The 22,046-nt window shown below is 70.8% G+C and carries 13 protein-coding genes; 4 read left to right on the top strand and 9 right to left on the bottom strand.

The window, feature by feature from the left end; translation table 11 throughout:
- Positions 1 to 246: 246 nt before the first annotated feature.
- The 4 genes from AAT21_RS27270 to AAT21_RS27285 form a co-directional block, all read right to left on the bottom strand.
- On the bottom strand, positions 247 to 2,871 hold the full coding sequence (locus tag AAT21_RS27270) for an RICIN domain-containing protein (RefSeq protein WP_046779588.1): 2,625 nt from the start codon (positions 2,869 to 2,871) through the stop codon (positions 247 to 249).
- Between the two features lie 38 nt (positions 2,872 to 2,909).
- Complete coding sequence (locus tag AAT21_RS27275; RefSeq protein ID WP_046779589.1) at positions 2,910 to 5,279, bottom strand: non-reducing end alpha-L-arabinofuranosidase family hydrolase; 2,370 nt, start codon at positions 5,277 to 5,279, stop codon at positions 2,910 to 2,912.
- A 405-nt stretch (positions 5,280 to 5,684) separates the two neighbouring features.
- Entirely contained in the window at positions 5,685 to 7,265 is a 1,581-nt protein-coding gene (locus AAT21_RS27280) for a sigma-70 family RNA polymerase sigma factor (protein ID WP_046779590.1), read from the bottom strand.
- 241 nt (positions 7,266 to 7,506) lie between these two features.
- Complete coding sequence (locus AAT21_RS27285) at positions 7,507 to 8,760, bottom strand: cation:proton antiporter (protein ID WP_046779591.1); 1,254 nt, start codon at positions 8,758 to 8,760, stop codon at positions 7,507 to 7,509.
- A 565-nt stretch (positions 8,761 to 9,325) separates the two neighbouring features.
- Here AAT21_RS27285 and AAT21_RS27290 point away from each other — a divergent pair.
- Positions 9,326 to 10,201, top strand: coding sequence for a potassium channel family protein (locus AAT21_RS27290; protein WP_046779592.1), 876 nt, complete (start codon positions 9,326 to 9,328; stop codon positions 10,199 to 10,201).
- Between the two features lie 6 nt (positions 10,202 to 10,207).
- On the opposite strand, the gene AAT21_RS27295 is transcribed toward AAT21_RS27290, so the two are convergent.
- The 3 genes from AAT21_RS27295 to AAT21_RS27305 all read right to left on the bottom strand — a co-directional run bounded on the left by AAT21_RS27295 (position 10,208) and on the right by AAT21_RS27305 (position 17,896).
- The gene (locus AAT21_RS27295; protein ID WP_046779708.1) at positions 10,208 to 15,070 is read right to left on the bottom strand and encodes a DNA repair ATPase; all 4,863 of its coding nucleotides are present in this window, start codon (positions 15,068 to 15,070) and stop codon (positions 10,208 to 10,210) included.
- Between the two features lie 97 nt (positions 15,071 to 15,167).
- Entirely contained in the window at positions 15,168 to 17,228 is a 2,061-nt protein-coding gene (locus tag AAT21_RS27300; protein ID WP_046779593.1) for a flotillin family protein, read from the bottom strand.
- Between the two features lie 62 nt (positions 17,229 to 17,290).
- Complete coding sequence (locus AAT21_RS27305; RefSeq protein ID WP_046779594.1) at positions 17,291 to 17,896, bottom strand: hypothetical protein; 606 nt, start codon at positions 17,894 to 17,896, stop codon at positions 17,291 to 17,293.
- Positions 17,897 to 18,094: 198 nt separating this feature from the next.
- Between AAT21_RS27305 and AAT21_RS27310 the strand changes: the two genes are divergently transcribed.
- Both AAT21_RS27310 and AAT21_RS27315 read left to right on the top strand, forming a co-directional pair.
- The gene (locus AAT21_RS27310; protein ID WP_046779595.1) at positions 18,095 to 19,588 is read left to right on the top strand and encodes an FAD-dependent monooxygenase; all 1,494 of its coding nucleotides are present in this window, start codon (positions 18,095 to 18,097) and stop codon (positions 19,586 to 19,588) included.
- Positions 19,589 to 19,622: 34 nt separating this feature from the next.
- Positions 19,623 to 20,210, top strand: coding sequence for a TetR/AcrR family transcriptional regulator (locus tag AAT21_RS27315; RefSeq protein WP_046779596.1), 588 nt, complete (start codon positions 19,623 to 19,625; stop codon positions 20,208 to 20,210).
- A gap of 35 nt (positions 20,211 to 20,245) precedes the next feature.
- On the opposite strand, the gene AAT21_RS27320 is transcribed toward AAT21_RS27315, so the two are convergent.
- On the bottom strand, positions 20,246 to 21,307 hold the full coding sequence (locus AAT21_RS27320) for a PucR family transcriptional regulator (protein ID WP_046779597.1): 1,062 nt from the start codon (positions 21,305 to 21,307) through the stop codon (positions 20,246 to 20,248).
- A gap of 237 nt (positions 21,308 to 21,544) precedes the next feature.
- On the opposite strand from AAT21_RS27320, the gene AAT21_RS36160 reads away from it, so the two are divergent.
- A complete protein-coding gene (locus AAT21_RS36160; RefSeq protein ID WP_079025988.1) occupies positions 21,545 to 21,817 on the top strand; it encodes a hypothetical protein in 273 nt (90 codons plus the stop codon).
- Between the two features lie 29 nt (positions 21,818 to 21,846).
- On the opposite strand, the gene AAT21_RS37790 is transcribed toward AAT21_RS36160, so the two are convergent.
- Positions 21,847 to 21,996 carry a hypothetical protein gene (locus AAT21_RS37790; RefSeq protein ID WP_157879800.1) on the bottom strand — a complete coding sequence of 50 codons (150 nt, stop codon included), beginning with the start codon at positions 21,994 to 21,996 and terminating at the stop codon, positions 21,847 to 21,849.
- Between the last annotated feature and the right edge of the window lie 50 nt (positions 21,997 to 22,046).

Here is a 22,046-nt window from a genome sequence, read left to right on the forward strand (position 1 = left end):
ACCCCGCGCCGGCCACGGCCACGGCACGATGGAGCCGCTCAGCGATCCGAGACGTGCGGGCCGCGCGGCTCGGCGCCCGCCCCGGAGGGTGAGCCAGGACCACCGGCCCATGCACCGTGGACAGTGCCGTCCGCTCCGACGCAATGCCGCCCTCCGGACAGGTGTCGCACCTGTCGGAGGACGGCAGTCCCTTGCGGACAGCACGCCGGCTCGGACGTCAGACGTTCGTCCGCACCGGTGCCGGGGTCAGGAGGGGTCGCCGTACTGGAGGCCCCGGCCGTTGGTGCCCACGTAGACGCGGCCGTAGGTGTCGGGGTCGCCGGTGATGACGCCGACGCCGCCGATGCTGCCCCACTGGTGGGCGTCGTCGTTGACGCGGAGCCAGGTGGCGCCCTTGTCGGTGGACCGGAAGACGCCGGTGACGTCCTTGACGGTGCCGATCAGGTACAGGGCCTGGTAGGAGGCGCCGGGTGCGGCCTTGCCGAAGCCGAGGGCGGAGGCGGACTTCACCGTGGTGAGCGCGGTGAAGGTGCGGCCGCCGTCGGTGGAGTGCAGCAGCCCCTGGCCACCGTCGGCGATCCAGAGGTCTCCGGCGATGCCGGGGACGGCCGTGAGCCGGCCGGAGGGCAGGCTGGAGGCGCGGGCGGTGAAGGTCGCGCCGCCGTCCGTACTGGCGTAGAGCGTGCCGCCGCTCAGCGAGTAGAAGGTCCTGGCCGAGGAACGGTCGGCGACGACCACGGCGTCGGTGCCCAGGCCGCTGACCTTCGACCAGGTCGCCCCCTTGTCGGTCGAGCGGTACGGGACCTGGCCGGCCTGGGTCCAGACGATGGTCGAGCCGTCGGCCGCGAGCGCGACGCGGCCGTCCTGGGCACCGGCCACCGGCTCGGCTCTGAAGCCGTTCCAGCTGATGCCGCCGTCGGTGGAGTAGGCGCCGTCCTGCGCCCCGCCGCGGCCGACGCGGACCATCATCGATGGGTTGGACTGGGCGAAGTCGATGTCGGTGCTGTTGGTCATCACCGGATTGCCCAGCCGCCCGGCCGGGACCTTGGTCAGGTCGTCGTGGCGGAAACCGCCCTGGTCGCCCATGGCGGTGACGACAGCGGCGCCGCCGGGCGGGGCGATCGCGTCCATCAGCGCGGTCTCCTCCAGCCCTCGCGCCCCCGCGGCCCAGTGGCTGGTGCCGCCGCTGTCGGTGACGTTGGCGTCCTTGCTGCGCCAGATGCCGTTGCCGGTGCCGTACAGCACGTGCCCGGAGTCGAAGGGGTCGATGGCCAGGGCGGTCATCCAGTGCCCGGTGTGGGTGCCGATGTAGGGAGCGCCGGAGGCGTCCCGCACCGACTTGTCCGCCAGCGCTTTCCAGGTCGTGCCGCCGTCCGTGGAGCGGTAGATCTCGTCCTCGGGCCACCAGCGGTCGAGGGTGGTGACCATCACCGTGGACGGCTGGCGCGGGTCGACGGCCAGGCCGGAGAACCCGTAGCCGCCCTGGGACGGGGAGACGTTCTTCCACGTTCCGCCGGCCGGTGCGTACTTCCAGACCGATCCCGCCGTCACGCCGTTGGGTCCGAGGGCGTTGGTGTACGTCAGGTACAGCGAGCCGTCGCCGGAGAGCACGCCGTGCTGCGGCAACTGGCCCGTGGGCTGCCCGGGGACCGCCTGCCAGGTGCTGCCGCCGTCGGTGGAACGGTACAGGGAGGTGGACTTGTCGGCGACGCCGGCGTAGACCGTGTTGCTGCCTGCCGGGCCGTACGTCACGAAGGAGATGCCCGCGCCGCTGCCCGCCCCGTCCTTGACCGGGAACGAGGAGACCTGCCGCCACGTCGCACCGCTGTCCGTGCTGCGCCACAGGCCGTTCTTGCGGGTGCCGAGCAACAGGTTGCGGTTGTCCGAGGGGTCGACCACCAGCCGTTCGCCTGCCCCGCGGCCGTCCTCGTTGGCGCCCAGCTTGAAGGGGAGGTCGGTGCGCTGGAAGGTGCGGCCCCGGTCCGTGGAGCGCAGGATCGCGCCGTTGCCGGCCCAGTCGTTGGTGTAGGTGCCGGTGGCCAGGTAGAGCCGGCCGGGGTCGACGGGGTCGGTGGCCAGCGCGTCGATGCCCAGCAGGTTCCAGTCCTTCTCTCCGAGCCAGTCGGTCAGCGGGATCCACTGCTCGGCTGCGGCGTCCCAGCGGTAGGCGCCGCCCATGTCGGTGCGCGCGTACAGCAGCCCCTTCTCCCGGGGGTTGAACACCAGCCCGGTGACATACCCCCCGCCCACCACCTGGGCGTTCTTCCACGCGTACGGTCCGGTCCCGGTGGCCGGCGCCTCGGCCGTCTTCACCAGCTTCCACTGCTGGTTGGTTCTGCCATGGCCGCCGTACTGGATGACCGCCGCGCCGTCGGCCGTGGAGGCTCCGGAGACGTCCAGGACCTGGCCGGTCCCGCGGGAGGTGAGGGTGACGGCGTCGGAACCGCTCACGTCGTCGATCCGCCACTCCTGGGAGGCGGAAGAGCTGTCGGTCTGCTGCTCGGCGGCAGCCGCCTGCGCGGTCGAATCGCCCGCTATGCCGAGCACTTTGCCGCTGTTGCGGTTCACCAGCTCGTAGTAGCCGTCGCCGGTGGACCGCAGCCGCCACTGCTGGTTGGCCGTGTTCTGGTCGGTCCACTGCTGGATGCGGGTGCCGTCGGCGGTGGAGAAGGCGTTGACGTCCAGCACCTTGCCGCTGCGCACCGAGACCAGCTTGTAGTAGGCCTTGTCGTCGACCGTCGCGGCCTGCGAGTCGTCCTGCACGAACAGGAGGTACGGCACGACGGTGGCGGGCACACCGAGCAGCAGAGCGGTGGCGGTGCTGCGACGGCGGTGACGTCCGCGGCGCCCGGCGTTGGTGGGGTTGTTCATGGGGGTGTTTCTCCTTGTGCAACCGTGGATCGGGCAGGTCAGCGCTGCAGGGTGAGGACGCCCGGCCGGTACGGCAGCTGGTCGTAGGGTCCGCCCGCGGTGGGGGACTTGCCCTGGTACAGGAACTGCAGGTTGCAGGGGTCGATGGTCATGGTCTGGTCGGGGTTGGTGCGGATCAGGTCACCGTGGCTGATGTCGTCGGTCCAGGTGGCGCCGCTGTTGGCCTTGCCCGCGAAGGGGTTGCTTTCGCTGTCGGCCTGCGGGGTCCACGCACCGCTCAGGCTGGAGGCCGTGAACGAGCGGAAGTAGCGCCGCTCGTTCACACCCCGAGCCTCGACGATCATGAGGTACTGGTTCTGGCCCTGGACCTTGTAGACCTGCGGTGCCTCGAAGAGGTTCTTCTCCGTGTCGCTCATGACCGTCGTGTACGACGAGCCGAAGTTGCCCGGGAAGTTCCCGATCGGCATGCTCGCGCGGTAGATCTTGCCGTTGTCACCGGCGAAGAACAGGTACATGTTCTTCTCGTCGGCGATCAGGGTCTGGTCGATCGGTCCGGTGCCCGATTCGGTGCGGGGGATGCTGCCGGTGAACAGCGGCTGCGGCGCGGACCAGCCGTTGGGGTTGGAGGGGTCGCTCGACGTGCGGTAGCTGAAGGGCGAGGCACCCCACTGGTACGCCAGCACCCAGATCTTCTTGGGCGCGAAGTAGAACAGGGTGGGCGCCACCGCGTTCTGGCTCATCCGGATCTGCCCGGCCGACGCCATGTCCGGCCAGTTCGTGAAGGGGCTGAACGCCATCGAGCCGTACGAGGTTCCCGCCGCGCTCGACGCGTAGACCAGGTGCTTGCCGCCCAGCACCACGTGGGTGAAGTCCTTCACCGCGGCCCATCCGTTCGACGGCTGTGCGAGGGGACCCGTCGAGCTCCACTTGTACGTCGCCGGGAGATCACACGTGCCGCTGCCCGTCCCGGACGGGGCGGTCCGGGTCCACTTCTGGTTGTTGACGGCCGCGCAGGCGTACAGCTGGATCGTGGTGCCGTTCGCGGTGGCGGCGCCGACGGCGTCGAGGCACAGCCCGGACTGGACGCCGGTGACCGAGCCGTTGGGGTTGATCTTCCACTGCTGGTTGGCGCCGCCGTTGCAGTCCCAGACGATCACGGGGGTGCCGTTGGTGGTGCCCTTGCTCTTGGCGTCCAGGCACTTGTTGCCGTGCACCTTCAGTTGCTTGGCGGCGGTGTAGGTCCAGCGCTGGCCCGCCTGTCCACTGCAGTCCCACAGGTGTGCCCGGGTGCCGTTGGCGGTGGCGGAGCCGGGGATGTCGAGACAGCGGCCGGAGGCAACGCCCTTGATCTCCCCCGTACCGTCGGTCGGTTTGCCCGGGGTGGTACCGGAGCCGGACTGGAGAGCGCTCACAACGGCGGTGTACGCGGGCTTGGGCTTGCCGCCGCTGTCGAACAACAGCGGGCTTTCGCCGCTGCGCCAGGAGTCGCTGTCACGGACACCCCACACCGTGATGCCGGTGCACCGGGCCACGGACAGGCAGCTGCTGACCGTGTTCGCGTAGTGGATGGGCGATGCCTGGGCGATGTCCAGCTCGGTGATCTGGACGTCGACGCCCAGGGCGGCGAAGCCGGCCAAGGTGTTCTTGAAGTTCGCCGGCGGGCCGCCCGCCCCGAAGTGGCTCTGGAACCCGACGCAGTCGATCGGCACGCCACGGGACTTGAAGTCCTTGACCATGCGGTAGACGCCCTGGGTCTTGGCGTCCGACCAGTTCTCGATGTTGTAGTCGTTGTAGCAGAGCTTGGCCGACGGGTCGGCCGCGCGGGCGGTGCGGAACGCCTCCTCGATGAAGCCGTCGCCCAGCACCTCCTTGAAGACCGAGCTGCGCAGTCGGCCGCTGCCGCCGTCGGCGAACGCCTCGTTGACCACGTCCCAGGCGTAGATCTTGCCCTTGTGGTGGGTCATCTGGGTGGTGATGTGATGGTTCATCACACCGCGCAGCGTCTGCGCGTCGCGGATGGAGCCGACCCAGGCGGGAAGTTGCGAGTGCCAGACCGTGGTGTGGCCGCGCACGCGCTGGCCGCGTGCCAGGGCACGATCGACGATCCGGTCCGCGGGGCCGAAGTTGAAATTGCCGCGGGACGGTTCGACGGTGTCCCACTTCATCTCGTTCTCCGGGGTGATCATGTTGAACTCCCGGTCCGCGATCGCGGTGTACGCGGAGTCGCCGAGCCTGCCGGCGGCCACGGCCGTGCCGAAGTACCTGCCCGAGGGACCGGCCTGGGTCCCCAGGCCCGCGGCTCCGGCGGAGCTGGGGAGGAGCGTCACGGCGCCGGCCACCAGCGCCGTGGCCGACAGTCCTGCCGCCCATGTCCGGCGACCCCGGCGGAGCCGGTGCAGGCCCTTCATGATTCTGCTCCGGGGTCCTGCGTACCGGTCGTTCCGGGTTCGTGGGTGTGTTGCGTCATGTGAGGGGCTCTCTTCAGGGGATACGTCGGTGAGGGAGGTCGGGACCCTGCCGCGTCGGCACGTCATGACGGCGGCGGGAAAGACACCCCTGAAGTGGAGGCTTGTGGGCACGCGGTCTCGTAACAGAAAAGTGGCGCCGCCCGCGGGATTGCCCAGTGATGCATCTCGCGGGCAGAAAGTGTTATGCCGGGCGCCGTGGGAAGGCCGCGCGCGCCCGCGGGAGAGGGGCGTTGCACCGATCAGCGGTGAACGCCGGCCGCGGTGGGGCGCAACCGTGGGGACTGGTGCTGGAGGACCACCGGCCGGGACCGTGCGACTCGGCCGGGACCGCCCGGGGAGTGGTGCTCAGGCCCCGGGGGTGCGCACGATGAAGGAAGCCTGGCCGGCGAAGGCCCGCGTGCCGTCGGAGCCGTCGAGCCAGATGCCACCGTCGCGGTGACGGAGGACCGATCCCGGATAGTTGTGCGCGTGCAGGGTCACGGACCCGGCGACCGCCCCGGGACGCGGACAGAAGGTGGCGTCTTCACGGAACAGTGCGCTGCCGTCGTCGGTGCTCAGCCGCAGCCGCAGGTAGTGATGGCGAAGATACCGGCCGTCCGCGGCGCGGAAGGTGACGCAGCGCGGGTCGGCCAGTCCCCCGACGACCGTGTAGGTGACCCGCTGACGTGCCTGCGCGCTGCTGGACGCGGCGACGCCGCCGAGCGACGCGAAGTCGCCCGTGTACGTGACGAACAGGCCGGGACTGTCCGCGGACTCCAGCGACCGTGCGCCCAGCGCAACGGTGCCCGCGACGGCGGACGGGCCGACCGGGGGCGGGCTCACCGGGGACGGACTCGCCGGGGACGGTCCGGCTGAGGTGGCGGTGCGCGAGGGAAGAGGAGTGGGAGCGGCGACCGTGGGAGCGGCGGTGGCGCCGGGCACTCGGGGCGCCGGTTCGGGCCAGGTCGCGTAGGTGACGGTTCCGGTGACGAACACCGCGCCGGCCGCGAGGCTCACCAGCGGATGAGCGGTCACCGCCTGGAGTTTGCCGGTCAGAGCGCTGTGCAGACCGCCTCCCCCCGTCGCCGTGCCGACGGCGACGGGGGCCGCGGCCAGCCCGGCGGCGCTCGCTGCCGTACCCGACAGCAAGCCCTTGGCTGCCAGCGCGGTGATCAGTGCGGCCGGGACGGCCAGCGTCGTGAGGCTGAGGGGCAGCAGCTCGGCCGGAACCCGTTCCGCCGACGTCCCCATGCAGACCGGGCAGTCACGGGTGTGCCGCGCGATCCGCTTGCGCCACACCGACGCACGGTCACCGTCCCAGCCGGCGACGGTCCCGTCCAGCTGCGGACAGCGCGGGTCGGCCTCCAGCGCGGCGACGATCGTCCGACACAGTTCGAGCTGCTCGCGCATGCGTTGCAGGCGCACTCCGACGTGCGCGACCGTGAGCCCCGTCGCGGCGGCCATGTCCTCCCGGCTGAGCAGGCCGGCGCATTCCTGCCACCACAGCGACAGCAGCAGCCGGTGGTCCGGGTCGAGCCACCGGCCGGCTTCGACGACCCGGCGCCGCTCGTCCGACACGTGCAGCCGCAGGATCGTCACGTCCACGGGCTCGGCGCCGGCGTCCGGTATCCGGCGTGCCTCGTCGATGACCGTGGTCCGGTCGGCGAGGGCGTGCTGCCGGTGCAGGTGGCTGTTGATCTGGCGGAGCGTGATCGACACCAGCCAGGACCGGAAGCTCTCCGGGGCACGCAGGGCGGGCAGGTCACGCACCGCGCGCAGCAGGGTCTCCTGGACGACGTCGTCGACGTCGGCATGTCCGCTCAGCGCTCGCCCGACGATGTTGTAGACCAACGGCAGGTACGCGGCGATCAGCTCCTCGCGCGCCCGATCCTCACCGGCCTGCGCCGCGACGACCAGCCCCACGTGGTCTGCATCAATGAGCCCCATTCCCACCTTCCCCAGGGAGCGATCCGCCGAGTACGGCGGCACACCCTAGCCGCGACGAAGGCATACGGCCAAAGCCGGAGCCGGCCGCTGCATGGGCGTGCTCGTCCTCTACGGTTCCGGCAGCCGTGCGAACAGGGCGGCGGCCACCGCGGATCCGCCCAGCCCGCCGAGGAAGGCCGGCACGCCCCCGGCCTGCAGACGACGCCTGCGCCGGGCGCGTGTCCGCCGGCCGTGACCCGTCTTACGACGGGACGCGGCTGGTCTCCCGGTCATCGGTGACCTGCGGGTGGGCTGGCCTGGGCGACCCGGCGGCAGGAATTCCGGCGAGGTCGTCGACGTGGAAGAGTCGGGCGATCGGTACGTCGGTGCTGCTGTGGGCGATGATCGAGAAGGCGATACAGATCGCGATGAGGGTGTACGCCTCCTCGCCCTGCGGGATACCTGCTTGAAGGACCAGCAGACCGTAGACGACGGATGCGAAGCCCTTGGGGCCGAACCACGCGGCGACCAGCTTCTCCCGCCGCTCCAGCCGGGTACCCAGCAGCGACAGGAGCAGCGAGGCCGGGCGGATCAGGACGATCGCCAGGATCACGGCCGCATACCCGCCGAGGGACAGGTCGCCGAAGAGCTGGGGTGTGAGCAGGGCGCCGAAGACGAGCAGGGCGGCGAACTTCGCGAGCTCCGCCAGCGCTTCGCCGAGCGGCTCGAAGACCGTCTTGGCCTCGGGCGAGACGGAGGCCAGGACGGCGCCGGCGGAGAAGGCCGTCAGGTAGGGGTTGGCGTGGGTGAGGTGGCACAGCCCGTACAGGATGATGCCGGTCGCCAGGGGCAGCAGCGGCTGGAGCTTGGGTTCCGCGCCCAGCAGCCGCAGCCGCACCAGGCCGGCGACCGCGAGCGGGAGGACGATCCCGAAGAGGAGGCCCAGCCCGAGCTCCAGGCCGATCATCGGGATGGATGCCGGCATCCGGCCGGAGGTCGGTCCTGCGACGGCGATGAGGATCAGGACCACCGGAAGGGCGAGACCGTCGTTGATGCCGCTCTCCACGTTGAGCAGCTGGCGCAGCTTCGCCGGAACCTCCTTGCGCCCCACGATGGCGGAGGCGAACACCGGGTCCGTCGGTGCCAGCACCGCACCGACCAGGAAGGACGTCGTCCAGTCCAGGCCGACGAGGTAGTGGGTGATCAGAGCCATGCCGACCATGGCCAGCGGCATGCCGAGCCCCAGTGCGCGGGCCGGGTTCTTCCAGTTCTCGCGCAGCTTCGGGAAGGAGACGTGCATGCCGTCGGTGAACAGCACGGCGAACAGGGCCAGATCCGCGGTGACAGCGACGATCGGGCTGTCGGCGGTGATGTGGATCAGCCCGAGGAACCCGTCACTGACCAGCGCTCCGCCCACGAGGAACAGCAGCGAGGTCGACAGCACCGTGCGGGCGGCGAGGCCGGAGAGCAGGACCGCGATCAGCAACGCCACGCCGAAGACAGCGACGAGCACCATGGCAGAAGCCCCCGATTCCAGAAGAGATGTGTTCCGTATCCGCCGACCAGGCTTCCCGGCACTCCACCGGCTACTTTACTTATCCCTTACGCCGTCTTGACGGGGCCCTGACGGCAGTCCGGACGGCCACACATTGCCGGACTCCGGCATAAACGCGTCACTCATCGGCCCGCCATCGTGGGCGTACACATCGGAGAGCTGTCCATGAACGGAAATCCCCAGTACCACGGCATCGCGCTGGCGGTAGGCACACTGCTCGTGCTCCCCCTGGGGCTGGCGATACTCAGGGGCTGGACGCCGCGTGGGCTGCGCGGACGGCGGCCGGCCGTCCGCCCCTACGCGTGGGCCTTCCTCTGCCTCTGCCTCTGCCTCTGCCTCTGCCTCTATGCCGTGATGCCACTGAACGCCGTCCCCCGCATGCTCGACGCCCCCTCGGGCGCCGTGATGGCCTGCACGGCGCCGGGAGAGGTTCTACTGGGCGAACGACCCTGTCCGGTCTACTGCGGTTCGTGCCGATGGGTCACTGGGCGAGATGGCCTCGGCCGACGAGAGAAAGGGGTGCCAGGTGAACTGGCTGGCCAACATCGCGGGGGCGGCCCTGGTGCTGTTCGTCCTGCGGGATGTCTTCCACACGCTGTGGCATCCGACGAGCCACGGTGGTCTGAGCAAGCTGGTCATGACGGGGCTGTGGCGGCTGTCCGCCTCCGTGACCTCGCGCCGTCGTGCGTCCGGCCTGGCCGGACCGATCGCGATGGTGGCCGTGGTGGCGCTGTGGTCGCTGACCGTGGTCGTGGGGTGGGCACTGATCTACTGGCCGCACATGCCGCAGGCGTTCACCTACACGGCCGGGCTGCTCCCCGCCGAGCACTCGTCGTTCACGGACGCTCTGTACATCTCCTTGGTCCACATCTCCACGCTCGGCCTCGGTGACATCGCGCCCACCGCGGGATGGCTACGGATCCTCGCTCCACTGGAGGCCCTCGTCGGCTTCGTCCTGCTGACCGCGACGGTTTCCTGGACGCTCGGCATCTACCCGGCGCTGGCCCGCCGCCGGGCAATGGCGCTCAGGCTCTCCCACCTTTCCCGCACCCATCCCACGGCGGAGCAGATCGACACGGACGCGGGGGCGGCGATCCTCGACAGCCTGGCGGCCGGGATCTCGGTGCTCTCGGTCGACTTCATGCAGTACGCCGAGTCGTACTACTTCTACGACGGCGACGACCGCACCTCCCTGGCCCGCCACATCACCTACGTATGCACCCTGGCCGACCGGGCGGCTGGTGCCCGGCACCCCGATGTCAGGCTGTCAGCCGCCGTGCTGCGCGCCGCGCTTGAAGACCTCGCCGTCATCCTCGACCAGCGCTTCCTCCACACCCGGGGCACGCCGCAGCAGGTCTTCGAGGCCTTCGCAGAGGATCACGGACGCCACTCCGGTGCCTGACACCACTCACTCCTCGCGGGCCGCGTGCCTGCCGTTCGGGCGGACGAGCAGGTGGCGGGGGTCTGTGGCGCGGGTGATGGCGCTCTCCACGGCAGCCACCCGGTCGGCGAGCAGGCCGAGGGCAGCCACCGCCCGGCTCAGGGGGTCCTCGCCGGAGCCGCCGAGGGCCTGGGTACGGATGTAGGAGGCGGTGATCTCGGCCCAGCGGGCCTTCTGGACGTCGGTGAGGGCGCCGCGGAGGGAGGCGAGCCTGAGGAGGTTGGCCTCGGCTCCGGTGGTGAGGGTCTGGGCCTCCGACGTGTAGTGATCGTCGATGAGCGCGGCCAGTTCCGCTTCGTTCATCGCCGGGGAGATGCGAGCCGCGATCTTGTTCATGTTCCGATAGGAGCCCTGGAGCCGGAAGGGCGGCTCGGTGCGGCTCGCGTCGGTCTGGGCCGCGGATGCGATGTAGGCGTCGTTGACCGCGAGGACGGTCCGCCGGGCGGTGAGCAGGTGGCGCAGGACGGCGAGGATCCGGTCCAGTTCGGCCGCGGCGTAGGGGTGGGTGAGCCGGTCGCGGCGGGCGGTGGGGTCGCCGGCGGCGAGGCGTACGAGCAGCTCCAGGTCGGCTCGGTCCCGGGCGGCGAGCGGGGCGAGGACCGGGTTGGAGGTGAGGGCGTTCTCGACGAAGCTGAGGGCGAAGGCCTCCTCCTTTCCGGTCAGTACGTCGCCGAGGTTCCAGACGTCGGCGCGGTTGGCGAGCATGTCGGGGATGCGGAAGCGCTGTCCGGACTCGGTGTACGGGTTGCCTGCCATGCAGACGGCGAACCGCTTTCCGCGCAGGTCGCGCCCGCCGAGGGTGCGGGTCGCGTCGCACAGCGGGATGAACTTCTGGAGGAACTCCGGCGAGGTGTGCTGGATGTCGTCGAGGTAGAGCAGGACGTTGTTGCCGGCCGCGAGTGCGAAGGCGATCTTCGCCAGTTCGCGGCGGGCGGCCGCATCCGGAGCCTCGGCCGGGTCGAGGGAGGTGGTGTGGTGCCCGAGGGCCGGTCCGTCCACCTTGACCAGGAGCAGCCCGAGGCGCTCGGCGACGTACTCCACGAGCGTGGTCTTGCCGTAGCCGGGTGGTGACAGGAGCAGGAGCAAGCCGCTGCTGTCGGTGCGCTTGGCGTCCCCGGCCGCACCGAGCTGCTTGGCGAGGTTGTCACCGATGAGGGGCAGGTAGACCTCGTCGACGAGCCGGTTGCGGACGAAGGAGGACATGACCCGGGGCCGGAACGCGTCGATGTCCAGCTGTGTGCGCATCGACGCGAGGAGGGTGCTGCGGCGCTGCTGGTAGGTGCGGAAGCCCGGGACGGCCTCGGCCGCGAAGTCGGTGGTGCGGGAGAGGAATTCGTCCAGCCGTAGGTTCAGGGAGCGCCCGGTGATCCGCGGATGGGTGCCGAGCAGCCCGGTGACGGTCGCCGTGGTTTCGCCGGTGACGTCGTAGCGCTCCAGGGAGGGGCACAGTTCGACGGCGGCGGCCTCGGCGATGTCGCCCGCGTCGATGTCCTCGCCGCAGGCCGCCGCGTAGGAGGTGAGCCAGCCCTCGACGAGGTGCCGGCGTACGGCCAGGTCGGGGAGAGCGGCCAGGTCCTGGTCGTACGGGGACGCTCCTACGCTGCGGTGGAACTTCTCGAGGAGGGTGCGGGCCGGGGCGGACACCGCGAATCCGGCGGGGCCGGAGACCAACTCCTCGAAGAGGTACTCGGCGGCGCGGCCGGGATCTGCCGCCCCGTCGGTGAACCGGCCAGCCTCAGACGCGAGTTCGGCCAGCAGTCCGTCGATGGCGGGGGCGAGCCCGAAGGTCTCGCGGGCCTTTGCCAGGGACACCGCCCGGCGAGTGAAGGTGTCACGGAAGCCCTCCGTCGTGGCGTGTGCCCAGAACAGAGTGGCCGCCGCTCGCTCGCGCGGTGGGTAGCGCAGCAGTCCGGCGCTCTCGCGGAGCCGCAGCAGCGCGCCCAGGATCGCGGTGGCGTCGTGGTCGTGGACTCCCCGCTCGTGGCCTTCGTCGTACGCCGCTTCGGCGGCCTGTCGTACGAGCGCGGGCAGGTCGGCGGCGCTGAGGGCATCGGCACCGTGCTCGGCCAGCAGCCGGGAGGCCAGGTACTCGGCTCGGTAGACCTGCGGGGACTCGGACGGCAGCCGGCGGTCCCAGTAGGGCCGGGTGGTGGCGAACTCCGGGTCGGTGACCGGGCTGCGGTAGTCGGTGCCGGTCAGGGCGAAGGCCAGGCCGTCCGGGTGCGGTACGAGGGTCAGCTCGGGCGCCTGGCGGGTGACGGCGAAGCGGTGGCGGCCCAGGCGGATCGTGTCGCCGCCGTCCGCGAACAGCTCGCCGCGGTCGCGCAGGGCCCGTCCGGCCTCTTGGCGGGCGGCCAGCAGGCGGCCCTCCAGTTCCTCCGCCCGGACCGGATCGCCGAGCCGGCGGAGCTCGTCGGCGGTGCGGCGGACCTTGGCCGCCATCGGGTCGGAGGCGAAGTAGGTGTTGACAGCATCCAGGCTCTCCAGCCCCGATGCCCGGCGGGTGACCGTCTCCAGGACCCGGCGCGCGGAGTCGGCGAGGGCTTCTGCGCGCCGGGCGCGGGCATCCCGGAGGGTCTGCTGGCGCGAGGAGAACGCGTCGTGGACCTCGGTCCGCTTCCCGGTGATCTCGGCGAGGAATCCGTCGTGCTCGGCGAAGCGCGACTCCATGTTCTCCAGTTGGAGCAGCAGCCGGGCGAGCTGGGCCTCGCAGTCCTCGGGGGTGGCGGCTGCGGCCAGGGCGCCGGTGACGGCCTGGCCCAGGAGCGCGAACTCGGCCGCGAACGCGGCCCGGCCTTCCCGGTCGAGGAGTTCTCGGCGGCGGGCGGCGAGTGTGGCGCGGGCCCGGTTCACGGACCCGAGGACCTCGGCGATCCGCTCCAGGATGGTGGTGCGTACGGTCGCGTCAGCGATGTCCAGGCCTGCGATGATCTCGACGAGGCTCTGGAGGCCGAAGGTCCGCTCGTCCAGCCGCTCCTCGACGGGGGCGGCCGCGACGACGGTGGTGATGGCCTCGGCGTCGGCGGTGAGCTGTGCCGCCTCGGCGTGGTAGGCGGCGAAGGCGTCCTCGCGGTGCAGGAAGGCGACGGCACGCTGGGCCGCGGAGGTGATGTCGCCCTCCACGTTCGCGGCCAGGGCCTCGATGCCGTCGGTGTCCGCGTACCGCATCTCCTGGAGAGTGACCACATGCCCCTGCGCCCGGCGCAGTTCGGTGATGCGGTCGATCCACTCCTCGGCGGTGGCCGGGGCCTCGCCGCGGATGCGGCGGACCAGCCGGGCGATCGACTGGGCGGATTCGGCCAGGGCGTCGGCAGCCTGCCGGGTGAGGTTCTGGACGCTCTCGAATTCCTCCAGCACCTGCGCGGCGGTCGACCGGACCTCGTCCAGCGGCCCGTGCAGATCTCCGGTCTCGGCGTCGCCGAGCCAGGGGAACCGGTCGGCGGCCCGGATGCAGGCGGCGAGCAGCGTCTCGTACACCGCCCCTGAGGGCACGGCTGCGGTCTCTGTGGCCTGCCTGGCGATGGACAGGCAGTCGGCGATGCCCCTGACCAGGTCGGCGTTGCCGATGCGGGCGAGCGGGCCGTTCGAAGAGGAGGACTCGTGGGTGTCGGAGGTGTAGGGGGTGCGCCAGATCTGCACGGGGTGCATACGGGCCGGCTCGGCGGCCTCGGCGCGCAGGACGACGAGGGTGCCGTCGTCGAACAGGGCGTGGCCGTGGCAGGAGATGGGGGCGGCGACCTCCTTGCGGATCAGGTTGTAGGAGAGCAGCAGGCCGCGTCCCTGGGCGCGGGCGTGGAAGGTGAACAGGAGGTCCTCTCCGTTGGGAGAGCGCACGGCCTTCTCGAATTCCAGGTCCGTCGTGTCCGTGCTGCCGGGGTCGAAGGTTTTGACGGTGCCCGAGGCGAGGCAGTAGCCGCCGGGGAAGACGATGCCCTCGTCGTCAGGCAGCCGGCGGCAGGACTGTCCGATGCCGTCGAGGCGGACGACGGTGTTCGTGACGGTGTTGAAGACCAGGTGGCGCCTGGTCTCCTCCTTGTAGGGGCGGATCCGGAGCAGGATCAGGCCGCCCACGGTGGCGTAGGCGACCTCGGCGTCGGCGAGGGACTGCAGCGGCTCGTCGACCGGCTCGCGGTGGATGCCCTCGCCGGTCTCGGTGTCGCTGTCGGTCTTGACGGTGAGCGCGCCGCCGACCGTGGAGACGAAGAGCCGCCCCTCGATGGAGGTGTGGGGGTGGCGGCCCAGGACGTGGTCGTCCCGGGTGGTCTCGCGCCACTCGACGTCGTGGGCGGGCGGGAAGACGTGGTCGCGCTCGCCCTGGGCGTCCAGGAACCGGGCCTCGCCGGCAGAGGTGAGGGACCAGCGCAGGACGCGGATGTCCTCGGCCTGCTCTCCGGTCTGGAAGACGGCCAGCAGCTTGCCGTCGATGTGGCGGAGCTGGAGCAGGCGCGCGCCCTGGTAGTAGCGGTGCAGTGCCCCGAACTCGCGGACGAAGCCGGGGTCGTCGAGGAGGCCCGGCACCGCGCCGTCGGGGAGCGGATTCAGATCGCGGTCGTACAGGGCGAGGACGTCCCCCACGTGCATCTCGCGGCCCTGGCCGGTGGCGCCGTTGAAACCGAAGAGCAGCACGTCCCCGACGGCGACGATGTCGCGGGGTACGCGGCTGTGCTCGGTGCGGATGCGCTCGGAACCCGAGAGCGTGAGCCCGGCTCCGCCGAACTCTGCGACCCGGGCGGTGTTGAGGGCCTCCGCGCGCCGGGCCAGCTCGCCGGCCTGCGCCGCCAGCCGGTCGCGCAGCACCTCGTACGTCCCCGCGTCCAACCCCGTCGTCATCTGCTCCAGCTCCCTCGTGTACCAGGTGGTGTGCGGTTGCGGAGCCGCCATCCCCTCCTCGGCGGCTCCGCAACCTTTGACCGCACCCCCGTGGCGGTCAGTTCTTGGCGGCGCCGTTGAGGACGGCGCCCTTGGGCCCGGCGAGTTGGCTCACCGGAAGGTCTGCCAGGCCGAGCTGGCGGGCCTTGGCCATCAGCTCGTCCAGCTGTCCCGATCCGGCCGGCATGAGCTTCATCAGCAGGGCCGAGACGGTCAGGTTCTGCACGTCGGACGTGGACACCGAGCCCAGGACCGTAGTGAGGTCGTCGGTGAAGGAGGCGGAGCCGTCCAGCCAGGGTCCGGCCAGGGTCTGGGCGGTCTGCGAGTTGTCCATGAACCCGTCCACGGCACGGCCCATCGACATCGCCCCGACGATCCGGTCGAAGAACGCCGACTCGCCGCCGATGATGCTGATGTCGGCGCTTTCCAGGCCCGTCGCCAGCACCGTGGCCTGCGCCTCGGCGACCTGCCGCTGCATGTCCAGCCCGGCGAGCCGGATCTCCTTCTCCGCCTCCAGCCGCAGCCGGTACTCCTCGTGGACGCGCGAGGCCTCGTCCAGCGCGGCCATCGCCGCCGCCTTCTCGGTCAGGCCCTCAGCCTCCGCCTTCAGCTTCTCGCCGATCGCGGTCGCCTCGGCGAGCGCCATCTCGCGGGCACCGTCGGCCTCCGCCTTCAGCCGGGCCGCCGTCGCCCCTGCCTCGGCCAAGCCGGCCTTCTCGATCGCGCCCGCCTCCTTCTCCCGTACGGCGACCGCGGCCAGGCCCTCGGCGGCAGCCTCGGCCTGGATGCCCTCGGCGAGGCGGATCTTGGCACGGGCGTCGAGGTCGGCGGTCTTGTTGCGGGCCTCGGCCAAGGTGAGCTCCTCGGCCGCCCGGTGCACGGCCGCTTGCTCGGCCGCCTCGGCCGCCTTGATGTCCTTGACCAGCTTCTCCTGCGCCTGCGCCTCGGCGGCGATGACGACGGCCTGCCGCTCCCGCTCGGCCTCCTCCACCGTCCGCAGCCGCTTGATGGACTCCTCCTGCTCGGCGACCGTACGGTCCACCGCGATCCGCTCCCGCACGACCTCGGCGATGTCCCGCTTCTCGGTCTCGACCTCCTTGTCGGCGGCGATCCGGGTCAGGGCGGTCTCCCGCTCCCGGGCGATGACCTCCAGCAGGCGGTCCTTCTCGATCCGCTCGTTCTCGACGGCGATGACCCGCTCGCGGTTCTTCTGCGCGACGGCCACCTCACGCGCCTGGTTCTCCCGCTGGATGCCCAGCTGCTCCTCCGTCTTGAGGAAGGCGCTCTGCGCCCGCAGCCGCTCCTCCTCCACCACCCGCGCGGTCTCCGCTTCCTCCCGCGCCCGCACCGTCTCGATCTCGCGGCGCTGCTTGATCTCCGCGTCCGCCTGCCGGCGCTCCAGCTCCAGGATGGCCTCGCGGGCATCGACGTTCTGCCGGGTGAGCTCCTTCTGCTCGTGCTGGCGGAACTCGTTGGTGCGCACGCTCTCGACCGCCGTCAGCTCCGTGATCTTCCGGATGCCCTGGGCGTCCAGGATGTTGCCGGCGTCCAGCTGGGAGAGCGGTGTCTGCTCCAGGTAGTCGATCGCCGCGTCCTCCAGGCTGTAGCCGTTCAGATCGGTACCGATGACGTTGATGATCCGGTCCCGCAGCTCGTCGCGCATCGTGTAGAGGTCGGTGAAGTCGAGCTGCTTGCCGACCGTCTTGAGCGCCTCCGAGAACTTGGCGTTGAACAGCTCCTGCAAGGTCTCCTTGTCCGAAGCCCGCTGAGTGCCGATGGCCTGGGCGACCTTGATGACGTCCTCGACGGTCTTGTTGACGCGGACGAAGAACGAGATACGGATGTCGGCGCGGATGTTGTCCTTGCAGATCAGACCGTCGCGGCCGGTCCGGGAGATCTCGATGGTCTTCACCGAGATGTCCATGACCTCGGCCTTGTGCAGCACGGGCAGGACGACCTGCCCGGTGAAGGTCACATCGACCTTCCGCATCTTCGAGACGATCAGCGCCTTGCCCTGCTCGACCTTACGGAACAGCCGGGTCAGCACGAGCAGGGTGGCGACGACGAGAACGAGTACGACGATGACGAGCACGGCAAAGCCCGCCGAGATGGCATCCATGAGAAATCCCCACGTGAGGAGTCGGGGCTGAGAGCCCGCGAAGGACTGAGGGAGGCGGCGGATCAGCCGCGCGGGTCGAGCGCCTGGTCGAAAGGCGCGACCCAGAAGAACTCGCCGGCGTCGTCGTACGCGTAGAGCAGCGCGGTGCTGCCGAGCACGAGCGGATCCCTGCCGTGCTGGCGGACCTGGACGATCGCGGTGGCGCCGTCCGCAGCCGTGACCTCGGCCTGACCGAAGCCCGCGTCCACCCGCCCCGTGCGGATGACGCAGGTCAGACCGACGAAGTCGAGCCGGGACGGCCCGGGTTCATCAGGAAAGAGCTTGGCCAGGGGCCGTACGAGGCGTCGCGTCACGAGCCATGACAGGCACATCGAGGCGAACAGCACGGCGGCGCCGAGGAAATGGACCAGTGCACCGGGCCATCCCGTACGGGCAAGAAGCAGGGAGCCGGTGAGGCTGGTGAACCAGGCCAGGCTGATCAGCAGCGAGGCCGACACCGTGACGGGCACCCCACCGATACCCAGAGCACCGCTGCCGGCATCAGCACCGACGCCATCGTGATCCGCGGCCCCGCACAGCACGAGCACCCAGAACCCGAGGACAACGACCAGGGCCGCTGTAAACAGCACGGTGGGGAAACCCAGAGCGGCTCTCATGAACTCGTCCACGCCTCCCCCTCCCTTCCGACACCTGGCATCAGGTGCGTGGGCCGTCGCGGCCTCGGCCCCATCCTGCCCCGCCGCGTCCCCATCGCACATTGCCGGTCACCGGCAGTCTTTACGCCCCTTTGACGCCGCACGGATACCAACCGCGGGGGTTGATGTTAGTCTCTAACTTGAGTTAGTCACTAACGAAAGGTGCTCGCTATGCCCTCGTCGGCGGTTGTGGTGGTCGGCGCCGGGCCGACGGGACTGGCAGCGGCCTGCGGACTGCGCGCGGCGGGAGTCCTCGTCCGCGTGCTGGACCAGGCGGCCGGGCCGGCGGCGACCTCGCGGGCCCTGGGTCTTCAGCCCCGGGGGGCGGAGGTGCTCGACCGCCTCGGGGCGCTCGGCGACCTGCCCGAGCGATCGGTGCGCATCGCCGAGGTCGTCACGCATGTCGACGGCAGACCGCTGGCGAGGCTCCCGGTGGGACAGCGCACGAAGCTGGTGACCAGGCCCGGCTTGCTCATGTCCCAGGCCGAAGTCGAGACCCGGCTCCGGGACCGCCTGACCGGACTCGGCGTCGAAGTCGAATGGGGCCGGGAACTGCTGGACGTGCGGCAGGAATCGGACGGGGTCGTCCTCCGCCTCGGCGACGGTGAGGAGCGGACCGACTGGCTGCTGGGATGCGACGGCGCGCACAGCCGCGTACGCAAGGCCGCCGGGATCGGCTTCCCAGGTGTTCCCGTCGTCGAGCGGTTCCTGCTGGCCGATGTGAGGGCCCGTCTGCCGGTGCCCCGAGACACGGTCGCGGTCTGGCTGCGCGGGGACACGATGCTCGGGGTGTTTCCCCTGCCCGGGAAAAACGTGTGGCGCCTGATGGCGCCCGCACCGGCCGGATCCGCCACGGACCCGATGGAGACGCTGACGGAGCTGCTCCAGCACGAGGCGGGCATTCCCCGGACTGCCGTGCGCGAGGTCCTGTGGACCTCCACGTTCCGGATTCACCGACGCCTCGCCTCGTCATACCGCCACGGCAGGCTCCTGCTCGCCGGTGACGCCGCGCACATCCACAGCCCCTTCGGCGGTCAGGGCATGAACACCGGCCTGGGCGATGCGGAGAACCTGGCCTGGAAGCTGGCCCTGGTCGCCGCAGGGCGGTCCTCCGACGGCCTGCTCGACACCTACGAGGCCGAACGCAGGCCCATCGCAGCCGAGGTACTGGCATCCACCACCGCCATGACCGGCATGGTCCTCGGACGGACCGCGTGGGCGCGGGCCATGCGCGATCACGTCTTCGTCCCCCTGCTCAACCGGCCCGCAGTCCAACGCCGGCTCTGGGAGAAGTCCTCCCAGCTGACCCTCACCTACCGCAAAGGCCCGCTCGGTAGCGGCGGTCAGCTTCCGCGCTCCGCCCCGCGCCCCGGCGACCGGGTACCCGACCGTGCCTGCGTCCGCCAGGACGGCACCCCCGCCCGCCTGTACGAGGAACTGCGCACAGGCTGGGCCCTGCTCACACCCGCAGCGGTACCCGCAGCCCTTGAGGCCGTCGCCGTGCGACACCTCGGCGCCGGAGGCCTGACCGCGCTCAGCACGCCGGGGAGCCGGCGGCACAGCCTGCTGGTACGCCCTGACGCCCACCTGGCCTGGCGCGGAACTTCGCCGACCGCCCTGGACGCGGCGCTGGCACGCATACTCGGGAACGGCACAATGCAGTGAGCGAGCACCGAGAACGCCCGGAGGCGGCAGATCCATGAGTACGCCCACACCGGCCCCCGGACTACGTGAACGGAAGAAGGCGCAGACCCGGCGGACGATCCAGGAGGAGGCGCTGCGCCTGTTCCTGGCCAAGGGGTACCAGAACACCACCGTCGAAGAGATCTCGGCGGCGGCCGGGGTCTCCCACATGACGTTCTTCCGGCACTTCCCCACCAAGGAAGCCGTCGTGGAGTCCGACGACTACGACCCGCTGATCGCCCGCCTCATCCAGGAAAGACCGCCGCACGAGGACAGCCTCACCGCCCTCCGCAACGCTCTCGGCCAGGGACTGGAGGCGGTGTACGCCACCGGCAAGGACGCCCTGCTCGCCCGTACCCGGCTCATCTTCGAGACACCGGCGCTTCGCGCCCGCACCTGGGACAACCAGTACGCCACCCAGCAGTTGTTCGTCGAGGCCCTCAGGTCACGCAACCCCGGAGAAAGCGGTCTCTCCACCCGGGTCGTGGCGGCTGCCGCCCTCGGCGCCGTGACCACGGCTCTTGCCGTCTGGGTCGAGAGCGACGGCGCCCTCGACCTCCCCTCCCTGGTCGACGAGGCATTCCGTGCCTTGCGCCCGTCCTGACGGGCGCCGGCCGGCGCGGCCTCGGTCCGCTGTCGTCACGCCACCGTGTCCGGCCAGCCCAGGAGGCGGGCACCGATCACAGCGGTCTGGAGGGTGTAGCGGGTATGGGGGTCCGCCGGGTCGGCGGCCGTGAGCGTGTGGATGCGCTCCAAGCGGTACGTGAGCGCGCGCACACTCAGCGAAAGCCGCCGGGCCGCCTCGGTCGCCACGCAGCCGCTGTCGAAGTACGCGGTGAGAGTGTCCAAGAGGGGCTGGGCACCGCCGCGGGCCTGCCGCAGCGGGCCGAGGACGCTCTCCACCAGATCGGCCATGGCCTGCCGGTCGCGGGTCAGGACCGGATAGACCAGCAGGTCGGCAGAGTGCAGCACCGGCCCTTCCAGGCCCATCCGCTCCGCGAGATCGAGAGCGTTGAGCGCCTCCTCGTACGCGTGCACAACGCCTCCCGCCCCGGAGTGCGACCGGCTTATCGCCACGCGTCCGCCGTCCGTGGCCGCGTACGCCTGCTTGGCGAAGTAGGCCAGGACGTCCGGCTGGTCGCCGGGAGCCACGCAGATCAGCCTGCCGTCCTTCGTGGTCAGGAGGATCTGCCGGTTGCCGAACCGGGCCAGGACGGTTTCCTCGATTCCCCGGGCCACGGGGTAGCCGTCACCGTAGGGCTCCGAGCCCTCGGCCACTGCCACCGCGTGGGCCTGGGACAGCCGGAGCCCGAACCGCTCGGCCCGCTCAGCCAGCCTGCCCAGGTCACTGCGCCCGTAGAGCAGGTCGTCGACGAACTCCCGGCGAGCGGCCTCCTCCTGCCGCACGGCCTGGTGCTGTGCCCGCTCGTATCCCTCGGCGAACGCGTCCACCGCCTGTTCGACTGCTGCCAGCAGGGAGCCCATCGAGCCGGACGGCAACCGCGAATGGATCTCCCGCGCCGCCGCCAGATGGTCCCTGATCAGGCCACGCAGCGCCAGTCCCGCTTCCGCGGCCCGCGCGCCCTGAGCCCTTTGGGACTCCAACTCGTCGCGGGTGAGCCGACGTCCTGTGGCGCTGGCGTCGAGCAATATCTGAGCACACCCCGCTACGTTCTCTGTCGGCGCTGCCGCCTCGGCCATGCTGCTCCCCCGATCCCGCGCCCGCTGACGTTCCCTTGACGCAGGGACCAGGGTGACACGTGCTGGGCCGAGCGCGATCACCGGCATCAAGACGACGTAAAAACTGCCGGTCAACGGCACTGCACCATCGCGCACAGGACGGCAGGATCATGTCACGGCGGCAGCCGGCACCGCCCGGATGCCGGACTGCGGAAGCGGGAGGGGATCCGGGCCGCAGTCGACAAGGGGATGCAGCGAATGCGTTATGACGACGAACCCGTCTTCAAGCGAAGCATGTGGGGGACGAACCGCTATTACTACAACCCTCGCAACCCCGTCGGTCTGGCGCTCATCGTGATCACCCTGGTCTTCACCGCCACGATGATGATCCTCATGACCAACCGGGCCGGCCCCTTCAAGCCGGAGCCCGCCACCCCGCCGTGGAGCCCTCCGCCGTACACCTCCTCCTGGCCGCCGCCTTCCAGCACTCCCACACCCTGGCCCACGCCACCGGCAACGCACTCACCGTGACCCTGAAGAACCCTGCCGGACCGCCCCCTTCATGCACGCCGGAACCCCGAGGTGCGGGTGCGGGTGCGGGTGCGGCCGAGGATTTCGGCCAGCCCCCGGCGGGTGGCGGTGAGCACCCCGGCCACGAGCGCGCCGGCGACCAGGCCTCCGGCGGCTCGAAGGGCTGCTGAGCGCTTCACAGGGTGGTCATTCCTTCGGACCGGGGCGCCGCACGCCGCAGCGACCGGCC

The organism is Streptomyces yangpuensis (genome assembly GCF_001005295.1).
Classification (GTDB): domain Bacteria; phylum Actinomycetota; class Actinomycetes; order Streptomycetales; family Streptomycetaceae; genus Streptomyces; species Streptomyces yangpuensis.